Source organism: Halomonas ventosae, from assembly GCF_004363555.1.
In the GTDB taxonomy this organism is placed as follows: domain Bacteria; phylum Pseudomonadota; class Gammaproteobacteria; order Pseudomonadales; family Halomonadaceae; genus Halomonas; species Halomonas ventosae.
This window is the reverse complement of the sequence record NZ_SNZJ01000006.1, coordinates 74,930-91,615: the sequence shown is the minus strand read 5'-3', so window position 1 is coordinate 91,615 and position 16,686 is coordinate 74,930. Positions and strand designations below refer to the sequence as shown.

14 protein-coding genes are annotated in these 16,686 nt (G+C 70.0%); 7 read left to right on the top strand and 7 right to left on the bottom strand.

Going from position 1 to position 16,686, the window contains the following annotated elements:
* Positions 1-21: 21 nt before the first annotated feature.
* A complete protein-coding gene (gene accB / locus DFP85_RS06745) occupies positions 22-480 on the bottom strand; it encodes an acetyl-CoA carboxylase biotin carboxyl carrier protein (protein WP_133635539.1) in 459 nt (152 codons plus the stop codon).
* 205 nt (positions 481-685) lie between these two features.
* Positions 686-2,593, bottom strand: coding sequence for a protein-disulfide reductase DsbD (gene dsbD, locus DFP85_RS06740; protein WP_133635538.1), 1,908 nt, complete (start codon positions 2,591-2,593; stop codon positions 686-688).
* Positions 2,594-2,799: 206 nt separating this feature from the next.
* Between dsbD and DFP85_RS06735 the strand changes: the two genes are divergently transcribed.
* Positions 2,800-4,287, top strand: a complete 1,488-nt coding sequence (locus DFP85_RS06735; RefSeq protein ID WP_133635537.1) for a DUF2333 family protein — start codon at positions 2,800-2,802, stop codon at positions 4,285-4,287.
* 93 nt (positions 4,288-4,380) lie between these two features.
* On the opposite strand, the gene ppa is transcribed toward DFP85_RS06735, so the two are convergent.
* Positions 4,381-4,911 carry an inorganic diphosphatase gene (gene ppa / locus DFP85_RS06730; RefSeq protein ID WP_106230354.1) on the bottom strand — a complete coding sequence of 177 codons (531 nt, stop codon included), beginning with the start codon at positions 4,909-4,911 and terminating at the stop codon, positions 4,381-4,383.
* A gap of 295 nt (positions 4,912-5,206) precedes the next feature.
* Between ppa and DFP85_RS06725 the strand changes: the two genes are divergently transcribed.
* Positions 5,207-6,862: a bifunctional protein-serine/threonine kinase/phosphatase gene (locus tag DFP85_RS06725; protein WP_424955083.1), complete on the top strand. Its 1,656-nt coding sequence runs from the start codon at positions 5,207-5,209 to the stop codon at positions 6,860-6,862.
* Positions 6,863-7,071: 209 nt separating this feature from the next.
* Here DFP85_RS06725 and DFP85_RS06720 read toward each other — a convergent pair whose 3' ends face one another.
* Positions 7,072-8,331 carry a 6-phosphofructokinase gene (locus DFP85_RS06720; RefSeq protein WP_133635535.1) on the bottom strand — a complete coding sequence of 420 codons (1,260 nt, stop codon included), beginning with the start codon at positions 8,329-8,331 and terminating at the stop codon, positions 7,072-7,074.
* A gap of 207 nt (positions 8,332-8,538) precedes the next feature.
* Between DFP85_RS06720 and mpl the strand changes: the two genes are divergently transcribed.
* From mpl to DFP85_RS06705, 3 genes are read left to right on the top strand one after another with little or no spacing between them, the layout of a single operon-like run.
* Positions 8,539-9,933: a UDP-N-acetylmuramate:L-alanyl-gamma-D-glutamyl-meso-diaminopimelate ligase gene (mpl, locus tag DFP85_RS06715; RefSeq protein WP_133635534.1), complete on the top strand. Its 1,395-nt coding sequence runs from the start codon at positions 8,539-8,541 to the stop codon at positions 9,931-9,933.
* Entirely contained in the window at positions 9,923-10,540 is a 618-nt protein-coding gene (locus DFP85_RS06710) for a flavin prenyltransferase UbiX (protein ID WP_133635533.1), read from the top strand. Before mpl ends, DFP85_RS06710 begins: the two co-directional genes overlap by 11 nt.
* Positions 10,537-11,160 carry a LysE family translocator gene (locus tag DFP85_RS06705; protein ID WP_208108462.1) on the top strand — a complete coding sequence of 208 codons (624 nt, stop codon included), beginning with the start codon at positions 10,537-10,539 and terminating at the stop codon, positions 11,158-11,160. The genes DFP85_RS06710 and DFP85_RS06705 overlap by 4 nt, the downstream gene beginning before the upstream one ends.
* A gap of 160 nt (positions 11,161-11,320) precedes the next feature.
* Here the strand turns inward: DFP85_RS06705 and DFP85_RS06700 are convergent, their stop codons facing one another.
* Genes DFP85_RS06700 through DFP85_RS06690 form a run of 3 tightly spaced genes read right to left on the bottom strand, consistent with a single transcriptional unit; the run spans position 11,321 to position 14,564 of the window.
* Positions 11,321-12,724 (bottom strand): bifunctional DedA family/phosphatase PAP2 family protein, encoded by a 1,404-nt coding sequence (locus tag DFP85_RS06700; protein WP_133635532.1) that lies wholly within the window; start codon positions 12,722-12,724, stop codon positions 11,321-11,323.
* A 42-nt stretch (positions 12,725-12,766) separates the two neighbouring features.
* Complete coding sequence (locus DFP85_RS06695) at positions 12,767-13,702, bottom strand: GGDEF domain-containing protein (protein WP_133635531.1); 936 nt, start codon at positions 13,700-13,702, stop codon at positions 12,767-12,769.
* Complete coding sequence (locus tag DFP85_RS06690) at positions 13,695-14,564, bottom strand: hypothetical protein (RefSeq protein ID WP_133635530.1); 870 nt, start codon at positions 14,562-14,564, stop codon at positions 13,695-13,697. The genes DFP85_RS06695 and DFP85_RS06690 overlap by 8 nt, the downstream gene beginning before the upstream one ends.
* A gap of 97 nt (positions 14,565-14,661) precedes the next feature.
* On the opposite strand from DFP85_RS06690, the gene DFP85_RS06685 reads away from it, so the two are divergent.
* Both DFP85_RS06685 and nadD read left to right on the top strand, forming a co-directional pair.
* Positions 14,662-15,969: a glutamate-5-semialdehyde dehydrogenase gene (locus DFP85_RS06685; RefSeq protein ID WP_133635529.1), complete on the top strand. Its 1,308-nt coding sequence runs from the start codon at positions 14,662-14,664 to the stop codon at positions 15,967-15,969.
* Positions 15,970-16,028: 59 nt separating this feature from the next.
* Positions 16,029-16,658 (top strand): nicotinate-nucleotide adenylyltransferase, encoded by a 630-nt coding sequence (gene nadD, locus DFP85_RS06680; RefSeq protein WP_133635654.1) that lies wholly within the window; start codon positions 16,029-16,031, stop codon positions 16,656-16,658.
* Positions 16,659-16,686: the final 28 nt, after the last annotated feature.

Sequence of the window (16,686 nt, the reverse complement as noted above, 5' to 3'; positions counted from 1 at the left end):
TGAATGATGAGGACGGGAGCGTCAGGCGATGACGAGCATCGGCTGGTCGAACTCGACCGGTTCGCCATCCTCGACCAGGAAGGCTTCGATCACGCCGTCCCGGTCGGCCTCGATCTGGTTCATCATCTTCATCGCTTCGACGATGCAGATGGTCTCGCCCTTCTTGACGCTCGAGCCGATCTCGACGAAGGCCTTGGAGCCGGGTGCCGGCGAACGGTAGAAGGTGCCGACCATCGGCGAGTTGACGGTATGCCCCTGGTAGGCCGGCGCGGCATCGGCGGCGGGCTCGGCAGCCGGTGCCGGCGCCTGGGGGGCCGCTGCAGCCGGTGCCTCATAGGGCTGAGGCATGGGCGTCTGCCAGTTCGTGCCGTTGGGGTGGCGGCTGATGCGAACCGATTCCTCCCCTTCCTGGATCTCGATCTCGCTGATGTTGGACTCTTCGAGCAGCTCGATCAGCTTCTTGACCTTGCGGATATCCATGACGTTGTCTCGACCGGTGGGGTTGGGGGGTGATCCGGGGTGCTGTCAACCCCGGCCAACTTGCAATAGATCGCGGCAAGATAGCGTGTCTTGATGCATCTATTGACCATGAAAGAGCAATGAGGCCGGAGTCTGCCGAAAATCGGCAAGGATGTCCAGCCGTGCAGGAACACTGTTCGAGCGGCGCTCGCGGTGCGTCGCGGGTTCAGCCTTGCCGGCTCTCCAGCCAGTCCAGCACACCCTCCAGGTGGCTGGCCAGCTGGGGGGCATCCACCTCGCCCTGAACGCGGGCATCGCGCAGCTCATTGCCGCCGTCGAAGAACAGCAGGCTGGGCGGGCCGAACAGCTGGAAGTGGTCCAGCACCTCGCGGGTGGTGGCGCCGCTGTCGGTGACGTCGACGTTGATGCGACGGAAGTTGGCCAGCTGTCCGGCCACCTCGGGCGCCGGGTAGACGTCGCGCTCCATCACCTTGCAGGAGATGCACCAGTCGGCGGTGAAGTTGACGAAGGCCGGCTCCTCGCTCTCGGCCAGCGAGGCCTGCAGGGCGTCGAGGTCCTCCACGGTGGTGACGTCCCGGGCGAGGCCGGCCGCCTCCGCGGCTTCGGTGCCGGCCACCGGGTTGGCGGGTGCCAGGGGGCGCAGCGGGTCCTCCCCGCCGCGGGAGGCGCCGATCACCAGGGCGATGCCCCAGACCAGCAGCATCAGCCCGGCCGCCTGCCTGACCCGCGGCCAGCCCTGGGCCTGGTTGACGCTCAGGGCGCCCAGGGCCAGGGCGCTGCCGATGGCCAGCCCGGCCCACAGCAGCAGGGCGATGCTGCCCGGCAGCAGGCGTTCCACCAGCCAGATCGCGACCCCCAGCAGCAGGATGCCGAAGGCGGCCTTGACGCCATTCATCCAGGCACCGGAGCGGGGCAGCAGGGTGGTGCCGAAGGTGCCCACCAGCAGCAGAGGCACGCCCATGCCCAGGGCCAGCGCGAACAGCGCGGCCCCGCCCATCAGCGCATCGCCGGTGGTGGAGATGAACACCAGGGCGCCGGCCAGCGGCGCCGAGACGCAGGGCGAGACCACCAGCACCGACAGCGCCCCCGCCAGGGCCAGGCCGGCGGGGCCGCTGCGCTGGGCGCGGGCCTGCCAGCCGTCGATGCGGCCGGCAAGCCTCGGCGAGAGGCGCAGGTCGAAGGCGCCGAACATCGCCAGGGCGAAGAGGGTGAAGAGAACGGCGAAGGTGATCAATACCGGGGCCGACTGCAGGCGGGCCTGGAGGTTGAGGCCCGCGCCGAACAGGCCCATCAGCACACCCACGGCGGCATAGGTGAGCGCCATCCCCCCCACGTAGCTGGTCGAGAGGACGAAGGCCCGGGAGCGGGTCGGATGCTGGCCGACGATGATCGAGGAGAGGATCGGCACCATGGGCAGCACGCAGGGCGTGAAGGTCAGTCCCAGGCCGGCGAGGAAGAAGAGCCCGAGCACCAGCGGCAGGCTGGCCTCGGCCATCAGGGTGCGGAAGCGGCCGTCCTCGCTCCGGGGGGCGCCACCCGGGGCATCACCGCCGGTCGCGGCGAGGTCGCGTCCGGCCGCCTGGTCGGCGGAAGGCATATCGCCAGCCGACGTGTCGCGGCCGGAGGTGCCCGTCTCGTCGTTCGGTGTCCAGCCGGCGAAGGTGGCCGGTGCCTCGCCCTCGGGGGCGGTCAGCTCGAGGCGTTCCGGCGGGTAGCAGAGGCCGGCATCGGCACACCCCTGGAAGGTCAGGGTGATGTCCAGCGGCCCCTGGTGGCCTGGCTCGAGGGGTACCTCGAGGACCACGCTGTCATAGAAGACATTGACGTCGCCCAGGAACTCGTCGCTCTTGGCCAGTCCCGGCGGAAGCTCGGGCTCGCCCAGCGAGAGGCCTTCCACGTCGGACTCGACGGCGAACTGGTGGCGATAGAGGTAGTAGCCCTCGGCGTTCTCGAAGCCCACATGGAGGGTCTCACCATCGTGCCAGGCGCTTGCCTGGAAGGCCTCCAGCACCGGCAGGAACGTCTCGTCGTCATCCTGGGAGAACCACTGGGCCTGGGCTCCCAGCGGCAGCAGCAGCGTGATCAGCAGGGCGAGTCGCAGGGCGGTCGGCACGGCACTTCCTTATTGCGGTGGACATGTTGATGTCATGGCGCGAGTTTGACCCCTTGGCTCGCGACCGGGTTCCTGCCCGTCGGCGGCGAGGCCAAGGTCCTGCTAGGATATCGCAGTAGCAGGGGGCTGTTGATGGCATCCCGCCTGAGAGGCTGCGCCGTATTGTCGCGTCGCCGCAAGCTTTCATCTTCACAGGGAACCTGACCATGGCGTTGTCGCATAAGGGTGCCGCCAGGCGCCGCAGCCGGACCGAGGTACTCGAGCGTCCGGAGTATGGCTGGATCTGGAAGCCGTTGCTGGTACTGCTGGTCATCTACCTGGTGGTGTGCCTGGGGCTGGGGATCTGGTGGAGCCGGACACCGGCAGGCTTCGACGTGGAGCAGGCCGTCGCCGAGCAGCGCGGCCCGGCGTCGGGCAGCCCGGCGTCCCGCGGTGCCGTGACCACCGCCAGCCTGATGACCCTGGTCGAGACCCTGCTCGAGAAGCCGGGCGGATACCTGCGCAACGATGTTGCCCCGCCCGGGCTATGGCTCGACAACATGCCGGCCTGGGAGCTGGGCGTGCTCGACCAGGCCCGCCGCCTCGCAAGGTCCCTGCCCGCGATGGAACAGTCGTCGGCCCCGGTGCTGGAGGGCGTGCAGGAGCGACTGATGGGGGATAGCCGCGACTGGCTCTACCCCTCCACCGAGAAGCGCCTGGAGCAGGCCCTGGATGGGCTCGACGGCTATCTTGCTGCGCTCGGGGAGGGAGGTGACGCCGGCTTCGGTGACCAGGAGCAGGGCCTGGCGGCCTGGCTCGAGGCCATTACCGGGTCGCTGGACGACCTGGGCCTGCGACTCTCGGCGAGCATCGGCAGTCGCGATGAACTGCGCGACCTGGATATCGATGCCGAGGCCCTGCCCACCCGGACGCCCTGGTATCGGGTGGATGACGTCTTCTTCGAGGCGCGTGGCCAGGCCTGGGCCCTGATGCACCTGCTCGAGGCGGTACAGCGGGACCAGGCCGACGTGCTGGCCTCGGCCGGGGTCACCGAGCGCTGGGAACAGCTGGTGGCCGAGCTCCAGCGCAGCCAGCGTCGGCTGTGGAGCCCGCTGGTCCTCAATGGCTCGGGCTTCGGCATCTTCGCCAACCATTCGCTGGTGCTGGCCAATCACATGGTGCGTGCCCGGGACCTGGCGAGACAGGTCACCGAGGGGCTGGACGAGGTGACGCCCGCCCCGGCCCCCACGGCCAGCGAGCCGCCGGTGGTGGAAGTGGAGCGCAGCGAGGATGCTGCCGAGGAAGCGCCTGCCGACGAAGGCGAGGGCGAGATGTCCGCCCCGAGCGGAGAGGGTGTCGCCGACGAGGGTGCCGCTGACACGGGCGATGCCGAGGCATCTCAGGGCGAGGCACCCACCGAAGGGGCTGCGACCGATGAGGGCGAGGAGGCGCAGGCTGCGCCGACCGGGGAGGAAGCCGCCGATGAGCCGGCCATCGAACAGCAGGCCCCCGATACTGGCGAGGGCGAAATGGCCTCCTCCGGCAGCGAGCCGACGCCTGCCGAGGCGGGAGAGGAGGGCAGCGACGAGGCCACGTCCGGCGATGCCGCCTCGGCCGAGGGTGAGCAGGTGCCCTCAGATACCGCTGAAGAGGGTGGCGATGAGGCCACGGCCGACGACGGTGCCACCGCCGAAGGTGATCAGCCAGCGAGCTGAGGACCGAGGATGTCGCGTAACGATAACGGGCCGCCCCTTGGGCGGCCCGTCATCATGTCAGGCGGTGCTGCCATGGGCAGCTGACCTCGAGGCTCAGGCCTTCTCGTGGGCGGCCACGGCCTTCTCGATGGCCTTGCAGGCCGCCTCGGAGCCTTCCCAGGACTCCACCTTGACCCACTTGCCCTTCTCGAGGTCCTTGTAGTTCTCGAAGAAGTGGGCGATCTGCTGGCGCAGCAGCTCGGGCAGGTCGGTGACCTCATGGACGTCGTCATAGAGGCTGGAGAGCTTGGGGTGCGGGACACACACCAGCTTGGCGTCCTCGCCGGCCTCGTCGGTCATGTTGAGGATGCCCACCGGGCGGGCGCGGATCACGGCGCCGGGCTGGACCGGATAGGGGGTCACCACCAGCGCATCCAGGGCGTCGCCATCGTCGGCCAGGGTGTGGGGGATGAAGCCGTAGTTGGCCGGGTAGAACATCGGGGTGGCCATGAAACGGTCGACCAGCAGTGCCCCCATGTCCTTGTCGATCTCGTACTTGATCGGCGCGTGGTTGGCCGGGATCTCGATCGCCACGTAGACGTCGTTGGGGAGGTCCTTGCCGGCGGGGATGTTGTCGAAGTTCATCGTCGCTTCCTTGGGTTGGCAATAATGAGGCTTGGCGAATCGGGCAGGCGCAAAATCCGCCGAATTATACGAAGCCGAGGCGGCGATTACCAATGGGCCTTAGGTTGGAGGCCTTGCCATTGGTCGATGGGCGAGCCGGCGGGGCAGGGTGTATCATGGGTCTCCGATGGAAGCCGCTGGCCACCGGCCGGTGCATCGCGTCGACTCCGAGGAGACTGCCTTGACACCCGTGCAACTGTCACTGAGCTACGGACAGGCGTTCGTCGCGCCTGATCGGCGGCGGCATCGCAGCTCGATGTCGGTGCGCTTCCCCGAGCCTCCCCTGCTCGCGGCGAAGGGCGCCTGCGCCCTGATCAGTGACTCCACCCTGCGCAACAACCTGGCCAAGCAGGCGGGGGATCTCAGCGTCAAGGGCTTCCTAGCCGACTATTTCTCCACCCCCGACCACTGGGACGTCAAGACCTCGGCGACCCGCGTGCTGCGGGCGTTGAACGCCTGGTGTTTCAGCCAGAACCGCCAGATGTCGGACGGCAGCTATGTCTCCTCGCTCTCCGCCATGGTCTACCGGGGACGCGAGGCACACCTCTTCCATATGGGGGATACCCTGGTGTTCCGCCTGCGCGGTGCCGAGTTCGAGCAGCTCTCCCGGGATCATGTCACCGATCTGGGCGGCTACCGCTACCCCTCCCGGGCCATGGGCATGGACAGCGGCCTGGAGATCGATTACGCCAGCATGCCGCTCAAGCAGGGGGATATCTTCCTGTTCACCACCCAGGCGGTACAGGGCACCCTGATGCCCTCGGACTATGTGCGGCTGATCCGCGAGGATGCCAGTGACCTGGATGCCGCCTGCGAGCGCCTGGGCGTGGCGGCGCGCGAGCGGGCCCAGGAGCGGGGGTATGGCGGCGACCAGTTCTGCTTCCAGCTGGTACGCATCGACGCCCTGCCCGATGAGGCATCGGAGGACAAGCCCGGCCGGGTCTACGGCGACCTGCCGATCCCCCCGGAGCTCTCGCCCGGTGATCGCCTCGACGGTCTCGAGGTGCTGTCGGTGCTCTCGCGCACCGCCCAGTCGCGGGTCTATCACGTGCGCGACCTGCACAGCGGGCGCGAGATGGTGATGAAGGCGCCGAGTCCCGAACTCTCCAGCCGCAATGCCTATCTGGAGCACTTCCTGCTGCAGCAGTGGGTGGTGGAGCGCGTCAAGTCGCCCTTCGTGGTGCGCATCATGGAGTCCTCGCGGCCGCGGCGCTTCCTCTACTACCTGATGGCCCACGTCAAGGGCGAGACCCTGGCCGAATGGGCCAGGCGTCACCCCCAGGCGAGCCTCGAGCAGCGCCTCGACATTGCCAACCAGCTGGGCAAGGCGGTGCAGGCACTGCACCACCGCGATCTGCTGCACCAGCGGATCCACCCCGACAACGTGCTGATCGATATGCATGGCCAGGTGGTGCTGGCCGATTTCAGCGCCTGCCACCTGCGTGACGTGGATGGTCACCGCCGCTCACGGGAGCTGGTTCGACAGCTCGGGCTGACCGAGCACAGTGCGCCGGAGTATGCGCTGGAGGATGATGTCGGCCGTCGCAGCGACCAGTACTCCCTGGCCTCGACCATCTACTGGCTGCTCACCGGCGAGCTGCCCTATGCCCTGGCGCCGAACCGGCTGCGCAGCCACACCGATCTGGAGCAGCTGGCCTATCGCAGTGCCCGCACCCTCAACCCCGAGGTGGCCGTGGCCCTGGATGATGCCCTGCGCCGGGCCCTGGACCCTCAGCGTGCACTGCGCTTCCGGCGCATGTCGGAGTTCCGTCGCGCGCTGCGTCCGCCGCGGGATCCGGCCCGTGACGCGGAAGAGGGCGGGTCTCGCAGGCCGGGGGAGCCGAACCGTTTCTGGCAGGGGGTGGCGGGCATCCTGCTGCTGCTGCTGGTGCTCTCCTGGTTGTTGCGATAAAGCGCCAAGCAGCCAAGCAGCCAAGCAGCCAAGCAGCCAAGCAGCCAAGCAGCCAAGCAGCCAAGAAAAACCTCCAGCAGAGTAACCTGCTGGAGGTTTTCCAGTGTTGCCATAGTGGGGCGCGAGCAGCATCCTCCTCGGCGCTCGGCGCTCGGCGCTCGGCGCTCGGCGCTCGGCGCTCGGCGCTCGGCGCTCGGCGCTCGGCGCTGTTAAATCTTGAACTCGGGCAGCTTGCGCTCGACTCGGGCCAGCTTGAGGTGCGCCACCTTTGGCAGGCCGTTCTCGAAGGGCGGGAAATCCTCGCCCTGGATCAGCGGCGAGAGGTACCGGCGGCAGGCCTCGGTGATGCCGAAGCCATCCTCGCGGATGAACTCCCGCGGCATGAACTTCTCGCGATTGGCGACCTCGGCCAGCGGGGCGGCCTCGATGCGCCACTCGTAGGGAGCCTCGCTGACGCGCTTGATCGCCGGCATCATGGAGTTCTTGCCGTCGATGGCCAGCTCCACGGCCTTCTCGCCCACCGCGTAGGCCTGCTCGACGTCGGTCCTCGAGGCCAGGTGGCGGGCGGCCCGCTGCAGGTAGTCGGCCACGGCCCAGTGGTACTTGTAGCCCAGGTCCTGCTTGACCATGCCGGCCAGGGTCGGCGCCACGCCGCCCAGCTGGCGGTGGCCGAAGGCGTCGGTGTTGCCGGAGTCGGCGAGGAAGGTGCCGTCCTCGTAGCGCGCCCCCTCGGAGACCACGATCACGCAGTAGCCGTACTTCTTGACCGATTCCTCTACCCGGGCCATCACCCTGGCGCGGTCGAAGTGCACCTCGGGGAAGATCACCAGGTGCGGCGGCTCGCCCTCGCCCTGGCCGGCCAGGGCGCCGGCGGCGGCGATCCAGCCGGCGTGGCGTCCCATCACCTCGAGCACGAACACCTTGGTGGAGGTGGCGCACATCGAGGCGATGTCCAGCGAGGCCTCCAGGGTGGAGGTGGCGATGTACTTGGCCACGCTGCCGAAGCCCGGAGAGTTGTCGGTGATCGGCAGGTCGTTGTCCACGGTCTTGGGCACGTGGATGGCCGTCAGCGGATAGCCGAGCTTCTCGGAGAGCTGCGAGACCTTGAGGCAGGTATCGGCGCTGTCGCCGCCGCCATTGTAGAAGAAGTAGCGAATGTCGTGGGCCTTGAAGACCTCGATCAGCCGCTCGTACTGGGCGCGGTGGGACTCGATGTCCTTGAGCTTGTAGCGGCAGGAGCCGAAGGCGCCGCCGGGCGTGTGGCGCAGGGCGGCGATGGTCTCGTCCGATTCCTGGCTGACGTCGATCAGGTCCTCGGTGAGGGCGCCGATGATGCCGTTGTGGCCGGCATAGACCTTGCCGATCTGGTCCGGATGGCGGCGGCAGGCTTCGATCACGCCGCAGGCGCTGGCGTTGATCACGGCGGTGACGCCGCCGGACTGGGCGTAGAAGGCGTTGTGCTGGGCCATGGGGCTTACCTGTTCCTGGTCACGTCGAGGGTTCCGAAAGCCCGTGAGTCTAGCCGAAAGTGGCATTGGCTGCACCCGCGTGCCCGCCAGGCCCAAGTCGCCTTGGGCCTGGCGGGCGACGCTGGCGGCTGGAGCGCGCCGAGGGCGCCATGCTAGTCTCGCGCAGGTCGCGCCGCGGCTGGCGGCGAAAAGATTCCCGGAGAGCGCATGCACCTTCATATCCTCGGTATCTGCGGTACCTTCATGGGCAGCCTGGCCCTGCTGGCCCGAGAGCTGGGCCTTACCGTCAGCGGCTCCGATGCCAACGTCTACCCGCCCATGAGCACCCAACTCGAGGAAGCGGGCATCGCGCTGTGCGAGGGGTACTCGGCGGACAACCTCTCGCCGCGGCCGGACCGGGTGGTGATCGGCAATGCCCTCTCCCGGGGCAACCCCGAGGTCGAGGCGGTCCTGGACCTGGGGCTGCCCTACGTCTCGGGGCCCGAGTGGCTGGCCGAGGAGGTGCTGCCGGGGCGGCGGGTGATCGCCGTGGCCGGTACCCACGGCAAGACCACCACGGCGAGCCTGCTGGCCTGGCTGCTGGAGTCGGGCGGCCAGGCACCGGGCTTCCTGATCGGCGGGGTGCCGCGCAACTTCGGCTTGTCGGCGCGCCTCGGCGCCCACGATGCCCCCTTCGTGGTGGAGGCCGACGAGTACGATACGGCCTTCTTCGACAAGCGCTCCAAGTTCGTCCACTACCGCCCCGAGATCGCCATCCTCGGCAACCTGGAGTTCGACCACGCCGATATCTTCGACGACCTGGGCGCCATCGAGCGGCAGTTCCACCACCTGGTGCGCACCGTCCCCGGGCGGGGCCGCCTGCTGGTGGCCGATGGCGAGCCGGCCCTGGACCGGGTGCTCGAGATGGGGGCCTGGACCCCGGTGGAGCGCTTCGGCACGCAGGCAACAAGTCCCTGGCGGCTGGAGCTCGAGCGCGAGGATGCCTCACGCTTCCGGGTCATCCACGAGTGCCATGACGCGGGTGCCGAGGTGAACGAGGACGCGGTGGTCGACTGGGCGCTGACCGGGGCCCACAACGCACGCAATGCCCTGGCCGCCCTGGCGGCGGCCAGGGCCTGCGGGGTCGACCTGCCGCGCGCCGCTGCCGCGCTGTCGCGCTTCGCGACCCCGCGGCGTCGCCAGGAGCTGCGCGGCGAGGTGGCGGGCATCGAGGTGATCGACGACTTCGCCCACCACCCCACGGCGATCGCCGCCACCCTGGAGGGGCTGCGGGCCGCGACCCCGCGCGGGCGCCTGCTGGCGGTGATCGAGCCGCGCTCCAACACCATGCGGCTGGGCACCCTGCGCGACAGGCTGGCGGCAAGCGTCGCCGCCGCCGATGCCGCCTTCTGGTTCCAGCCGCCGGGGCTCGACTGGTCGCTGTCGCCGGTGCTCGAGGCAAGCCCGGTACCGGCCCGGCTGCTCGACGACCTCGATGCCCTGGTGGCGGCCCTGGTCGCCGAGGCACGACCGCTGGATCGCATCGTGGTGATGTCCAACGGCGGCTTCGGCGGCATCCACGAGAAGCTGCTGGCGGCGCTGGAGGTGGCCCATGCCGACTGAACTGCGTGACCCCGTCACGGTGGCCCTGACCGGCGCCTCCGGGGCGCAGTACGGGCTGCGGCTGATCGAGGCGCTGGTGGCGGCCGACCATCAGGTCTGGGTGATGATCTCCAAGGCGGCCCACCTGGTGATCGCCACCGAGACCGACCGCGAACTGCCGGCGCGCCCGGCCCGGCTGGCCGAGGTCCTCACCGAGCGCAGCGGGGCGGCGCCCGGCCAGATCCGCTGCTTCGCCCGCGAGGACTGGATGGCGCCGGTCGCCTCGGGGTCCGGGGCGCCCTCGGCCATGGTGATCTGCCCCTGCAGTACCGGGACCCTCTCGGCGGTCGCCACCGGGGCCAGCAACAACCTGATCGAGCGCGCCGCCGACGTGGCGCTCAAGGAGCGACGCAAGCTGATCCTGGTGCCTCGCGAGACCCCTTTCTCGGCCATTCACCTGGAGCACATGCTCGCCCTGACCCGCATGGGGGCGGTGATCCTGCCCGCCGCGCCGGGCTTCTACCACCAGCCGACGTCGGTGGACGACCTGGTCGACTTCATTGTGGCGCGGATCCTCAACCAGCTGGGGGTCGCGCATCGCCTGATGCCCCGCTGGGGCGAGGCATGATCCCGCTGTCGGTGCTGACGGTCTTCGTGCCGACCTTCCTGCTGGTCTCGCTCACCCCCGGCATGTGCATGACCCTGGCCATGGTGCTGGGCATGACCCAGGGCGTGAGGCGCACCCTGTGGATGATGGTCGGCGAGCTGGTGGGCGTGGGCCTGGTGGCCTTCGCCGCCGGTGCCGGGGTGGCAGCCCTGATGCTTCGCCAGCCCGAGCTCTTCGCGCTGTTCAAGTGGCTGGGCGGTGCCTACCTCGGCTATCTGGGGGTGATGATGTGGCGTTCCCGGGGACGCATGGCGATCCCCCAGACCCTGGAGGCGGGCCCGCCCGCCGCCCGGGGCCAGCTGGCCCTGCAGGGGCTGGTCACCGCGGTGGCCAACCCCAAGGGCTGGGCCTTCTTCATGGCTCTGCTGCCGCCCTTCCTGGATGCCTCGCGCCCGCTGGTCGGCCAGCTGCTGGCGCTGATCGCGGTGATCCTCTCCATCGAGTTCCTCTGCCTGCTGCTCTATGCCACCGGCGGGCGCACCCTGCGCCGGCTGCTCGGCGAGAGCGGCAATGTGCGGCTGCTCAATCGCGTCGCCGGGAGCCTGATGGTCGGCGTGGGGCTCTGGCTGGCCCTGGGCTAGGAGCCTGTCGGGCTTGACCAATCGTAGCGAGAGATTCGGGTTTCGAGACAAGTTTATCGATCTGTTGAGGCGAATAGCGTGCTCTTTAACGAAACAGATCGAATGAAATTGGCCGAAAAACCGGATTTCGCAGTAGATTAGGGTTAAGTCCGACAGGCTCCTATACCGGCGGCAGCCAGGCGATGCGGGCCGCGACCAGCACCAGCGAGGCCACGCCCAGCAGGTGCCAGGGACAGGGTCCGAGGCGCGGGCGCGGATGTCGCTGCCAGGCCAACTGCACCAGGGCACAGACCACCAGGCCGAGCAGGGCGCCGCCGATCAGGTCGCTGAGCCAGTGCACCCCGACCAGCAGGCGTGACAGGGCCATCGGCAGGATCATGGCAATGGCGGCCCAGTAGGCCAGGAAGCGCCTGCCGTGGGGCAGCTCCCGGCTGGCAAAGGCCGCGGCCATGCCGAACAGCACCACGGCGGTGGAGGTGTGGGAGCTCGGGTAGGAGAGCGAGTCGGCCAGGTAGGCGGGCGTGTCCGGCCGCGCCCGGCCGATGGTCGCCTTGAGCAGGGTGTTGAGCAGCGCGATGCCGGCAAGCCCGCCAGCGATGTGCCAGAAGGCCGCCCGGTGGCGGCGCCACAGCAGCCAGGCTGCCCAGGGCAAGGTCAGGGCGAGCACGCCTAGCAGGTCGCCGGCCCTGGCCATCAGCTCCCCGAAGGCGTCCAGGCCAGGCAGCGCGAGGCGCTCCAGCGGTCCCGCGAGACGCAGGTCCATGGCCAACGGGCCCTGGTGGTGGATCACAACCAGGGTCCAGGCCGAGAGGGCCGCCAGGGAGAGGATCAGCAGCAGCCAGGAGGCCAGGGGCGGCTCCTCCTCGTGAGACGGGGCGAGCAGTCGCCACAGTCGCCGTCCCAGGGGAGTGCGCCGCGACAGCCAGGCGAGGCCGCGGTAGGCCAGCCCGTCGCGGGTCACCAGGTGGCGGCACCACGAGAACGCCACGGCGAGAATGACGACCAGCACGCCCAGGGCGACCAGCCAGGGCTTGAGGCCCTCCGGCAGGTCCAGCAGCTGCTGCCAGGTGCGCCCCAGCAGGAAGCCCGGCAGCACGTAGGCCGGTGCCCAGAGCAGTGCCGAGCCCAGGTTGGCCCAGGTGAAGGTGCGGGGCGACATCCTCAGCATGCCGGCGATCAGCGGCACCACGGGTCTCACCGGCCCCACGAAGCGGCCCAGGAAGACCGACAGCGGGCCGTGACGCTGGAAGAAGCGGGCGCCCCGCGCGAGCCATTCGGGATGTCGCGACAGCGGCCACAGGGTGGTCACCCGCTCGCGCTGGGTGTAGCCGAGCAGGAAGCTGAGGCCGTCGCCGGCCACCGCGCCGAGGAAGGCGGCACCGAGCACCGGCCCCACGGCCAGGTCCTGGTGGCCGGCCAGCGAGGTCGCGGCGGTCATCAGGACCACCCCCGGCACCAGTAGTCCCACCAGCGCCAGGGATTCCACCAGGGCGATGACGGCGATGATCAGCAGCAGCAGCCCCGGAGATGGCGCCAGCTGGAAGAGGGTGTCGGCGATGCTCAAGAGGGGCTCCGTTGCCGTGCCGTGCGCTCGTGGTGCCGAGGCTCAGCCATCGGCCAGCGACTGGCCGACGGCCTGCAGGCGTTGCTCGAATCGTTGCCGGGACTCTCCCGGGCGCGGCCGGCAGAGGCGCAGCCGCGCCTCCAGCGGGCCGGTCTCCATCAGGGTGGTCTGCTCGAGGGCCTGGCCGAGCCGCTGCTGCACCAGCAGGGCGCCGCTCTCGGTGGTGTCCGGCAACACCAGCCAGAAATCCGCCGGGCCCTCACGGCCCAGGATATCCTGGTCGCGGCAGCGGCTGGCGACGGCCTGGCAGAGCCCGTCCAGCAGGGCCTGTCGCGCCCGCGGGCCGAACTGCTCCTCCGCCATCTCCAGCTGGGGCAGGTGGACCAGCAGCACGGCCAGCGGCTGGCCGAGCAGCGCGGCGCGTTCGGCCTCGCTGGCCAGCCGCTCGTGCAGGGTCTCGCGTCCCACCGCCGGGCAATCGGGATCGCTAGGGTCGGTGGCCCGCAGCAGGGCATGCTGGCGGACCTGTTCCCAGGGGACCAGGGCCGCCACCACCACCAGCGTCAGGTAGCCCAGCAGCATGTTCCGGTCGAGCTCGCCATTGCCGAGCAGGGCCAGCCAGACCGGCGTCAGCGCCACGTTGAGCAGCATGGCCGGGCCCAGCGGCAGCAGCAGCAGGGTGAGGACCGGCGGCACTCCCACCCAGAGCGACGGCAGCCCCGACTGCCGGGGCAGTTCCACGGCAATCAGCAGGTAACCGCAGATCAGCACCAGGTAGGCGGCCAGCCGCGAGTGATCCTCACGCGTCACGCTCAGCAGGGTGGCCACCAGCATCAGCAGGGAGAGGGCGGCAGGGAGGGGAAGGCGCTCGTACTCGCCCATCAGGTAGAGCCACAGGGCCATGCCCAGCAGCAGCAGCGCGCCGCTGGCGTACCAGGCCGCGAACAGCCGCAGGAAGCGGAACCGGCGTTCAGGCATCGGTGGCTTCTCCGGTGACCTGAAGCCCTGCCACCTGTCGCGCCAGCGCCTGCTGTTCATCTGCCAGGGATGCCAGCTCGTGCAGGGGGATCACCCGGGCCGGGCCCCGCGTGTCGAGATGGCGCCACAGTGCCTCGCGGCGCTCCCCGGCCTCGCGGCGGTTGCGGCTGGTCAGGATCACCGCCAGGGTTCGCGGGTCGAGGCGGTAGCAGGGCTCGAAGCTGTGGGTCAGCCGGCAGAGCCGGTGGGCCAGGGACCAGCAGCGGTGGCGTGGGGCGTGCAGCAGCAGCAGTTCGGCATGCACCCCCTCGCGACGGCTGCGGCCCCGCTCGAGGGCGAGGTCCTGGCCCAGCCTGGCGCCGGGCCAGAGCGGCAGGCCGGGCACCAGCCGGGCCCGGCGCAGGGTGCGCTGGCGCAGCGCGCGTAGGTCGAGGGCCCGTGAGAGGCCCAGCAGCATCAGGGCGGCGAGCAGCAGGCCGGCCAGGGCCCACTGCTCGAGACCCAGCAGCTCGCGCAGTGGCCACCAGGTGGCCAGGGCCAGCAGGGCCTCGAGCAGCAGGATCCAGCGGGGCTGGGGCAGCATCAGCAGCACCGCCCAGGCCCACAGCCAGGTGACGTGCCGCTCGGGATCCACCCACAGCAGGGCGGCGAGCAGCAGGCCGGGCAGCAGCTGCCAGGGTACCGTGGCGGGACGGCGATGGTTGAAGGCGAGCAGCAGCGCCGTGACGGCCAGCCAGGTCGCGGCCAGCCACAGCAGCAGGGCCTCGGTCAGGGTCGTCGTGACGAGGGCCAGCAGCGCCAGCAGCAGCGCCGCGACCAGCAGGTTGCCGCGCAGCAGTCCGACTTTGTACTTGGTCTGCATGGTGGCTTAGTATGATTCCCTTCCCGGTTTACGGCACAGTATAACGCCGGCAGCGCCCTTGTCGCGGCGTCGCCGGCCCCAGGAGACACGCAACGGCATGACAGCTCAAGCCTCCCGCTCGGACCACGACCCCGCGACCCCCGATATCGGCGATGTCGAGGCCTACATGCAGCGCCTGGGGCAGGGCGCCCGCGAGGCCGCCACCCGCATGCGCCGCGTCGACACCGCGGCCAAGAACGCCGCCCTGCTGGCCATGGCCGAGCTGCTCGAGCAGGCCCGCGGGGAGGTGCTGGACGCCAATGCCCGCGACCTTGCCCGCGGGCGCGAGAGCGGCCTGGAGGCGGCGCTGCTTGACCGATTGGCGCTCGACGACACCCGCCTCGATGCCATGATCGACGGGCTCGCCCAGGTCGCTGCCCTGCCGGACCCGGTCGGCGAGATCGACGGACTGCGCTCGCGGCCCAGCGGCATCCAGGTGGGCCAGATGCGCGTGCCCCTCGGGGTGATCGGCATCATCTACGAGTCGCGTCCCAACGTCACCCTGGAGGCGGCGAGCCTGTGCCTGAAGTCCGGCAATGCGGCCATCCTGCGAGGCGGGTCCGAGGCGCGCGACTCCAACGCCGCCATCGCCGCCTGCATCCGCGCCGGGTTGGCCCGCGCCGGCCTTCCCGAGGGGGCCGTCCAGGTGGTGGCCACCACCGACCGGGCCGCGGTGGGCCGACTGATCAGCATGCCGGAGTACGTCGACGTGATCATCCCGCGTGGCGGCAAGTCGCTGATCGAGCGCATCACCCGGGAGGCGCGGGTGCCGGTGATCAAGCACCTCGACGGCGTCTGCCACGTCTATATCGATGCCAGTGCCGACCCCGACAAGGCCCTGGCCATCGCGGTCAATGCCAAGACCCATCGCTACGGGACCTGTAACACCATGGAGACCCTGCTGGTCGACGCGCCGGTGGCCGAGGCCCTGCTGCCGACCCTGGCGCGCGCCTATGGCGAGCATGGCGTCGAGCTGCGCGGCTGCGAGCGGACCCGGGCGATCCTCGGCGATATCGCCGAGGCCAGCGAGGCGGACTGGCATGCGGAGTACCTGGCCCCGGTGCTGGCCATCCGCGTGGTCGACGGCATCGATGCCGCGATGGCCCATATCGAGCGCTATGGCTCGCGCCATACCGATGCCATCGTCACCGAGCACTATGGCCTGGCGCGCCGCTTCCTCGCCGAGGTGGACTCGAGCTCGGTGATGGTCAACGCCTCGACCCGCTTCGCCGACGGCTTCGAGTACGGGCTGGGCGCCGAGATCGGCATCTCCACCGACCGCCTGCATGCCCGGGGCCCCGTGGGGCTCGAGGGGCTGACCACCCGCAAGTACGTGGTGCTCGGTGACGGCCAGGTGCGCCGGTGAGCCAGACTGGCCTGCCCGTCAGGGCCGACCGCGACCCGCCGAGACCGCCCCGGGTTGCCATGCTCGGCGGTACCTTCGATCCGGTGCATCTGGGCCACCTGCGCAGTGCCGTGGAGCTTCGCGAGGCGCTGGCCCTGGACCGGGTGCATATGGTGCCCGCCGCCATGCCGCCGCTGCGTGGCGAGCCCCGGATCTCGGCCGCCGACCGCCTTGCCCTCCTGCGGCTGGGGATCGGCGACACGCCGGGCCTGGTCGCCGATCCCCGCGAGCTCGAGCGTGAGGGTCCCTCGTACAGTGCCGACACCCTGGCCTCGTTGCGCCGTGAACTGGGCGATGAGGCACGCCTGGTGATGGCGCTGGGCCACGATGCCTTCCTGCGGCTGGCCGACTGGCACGAGCCGGAGCGACTCTTCACGCTGGCCCACGTGGTGGTGATCGATCGACCGGACCACCAGGCGGCGCTGCCCGAGGCGCTGGTCGATCTGCTGGCGGGGCGCGAGGTCGAGGAGAGCGAGGCGCTGATGGCCCGTCCCGCCGGGCGGCTGCTGCGCCTTCGGCTGCCATCGCGCATGGCGATCTCCGCCACCGAGGTGCGTCGGCGCCTGGCATCGGGCCGCAGCGTACGCTACCTGCTGCCGGAGGCCGTGGAGGCGCAACTGCTGTCGCGGGGACTCTATCGGCATGGCTGAATGCTGCCCACGAGGGCGTCGAGCCGGT

Bases quoted from the DNA above. Each gene is read 5' to 3' on its own strand.
- mpl (WP_133635534.1), top strand. From the start codon at position 8,539: ATGCACCTTCATATCCTCGGTATCTGCGGTACCTTCATGGGCAGCCTG.
- DFP85_RS06690 (WP_133635530.1), bottom strand. From the start codon at position 14,564: ATGCAGACCAAGTACAAAGTCGGACTGCTGCGCGGCAACCTGCTGGTC.
- accB (WP_133635539.1), bottom strand. From the start codon at position 480: ATGGATATCCGCAAGGTCAAGAAGCTGATCGAGCTGCTCGAAGAGTCC.
- DFP85_RS06720 (WP_133635535.1), bottom strand. From the start codon at position 8,331: ATGGCCCAGCACAACGCCTTCTACGCCCAGTCCGGCGGCGTCACCGCC.
- nadD (WP_133635654.1), top strand. From the start codon at position 16,029: ATGCTCGGCGGTACCTTCGATCCGGTGCATCTGGGCCACCTGCGCAGT.
- DFP85_RS06695 (WP_133635531.1), bottom strand. From the start codon at position 13,702: ATGCCTGAACGCCGGTTCCGCTTCCTGCGGCTGTTCGCGGCCTGGTAC.
- ppa (WP_106230354.1), bottom strand. From the start codon at position 4,911: ATGAACTTCGACAACATCCCCGCCGGCAAGGACCTCCCCAACGACGTC.
- DFP85_RS06685 (WP_133635529.1), top strand. From the start codon at position 14,662: ATGACAGCTCAAGCCTCCCGCTCGGACCACGACCCCGCGACCCCCGAT.
- DFP85_RS06725 (WP_424955083.1), top strand. From the start codon at position 5,207: ATGTCGGTGCGCTTCCCCGAGCCTCCCCTGCTCGCGGCGAAGGGCGCC.
- DFP85_RS06710 (WP_133635533.1), top strand. From the start codon at position 9,923: ATGCCGACTGAACTGCGTGACCCCGTCACGGTGGCCCTGACCGGCGCC.
- DFP85_RS06705 (WP_208108462.1), top strand. From the start codon at position 10,537: ATGATCCCGCTGTCGGTGCTGACGGTCTTCGTGCCGACCTTCCTGCTG.
- DFP85_RS06735 (WP_133635537.1), top strand. From the start codon at position 2,800: ATGGCGTTGTCGCATAAGGGTGCCGCCAGGCGCCGCAGCCGGACCGAG.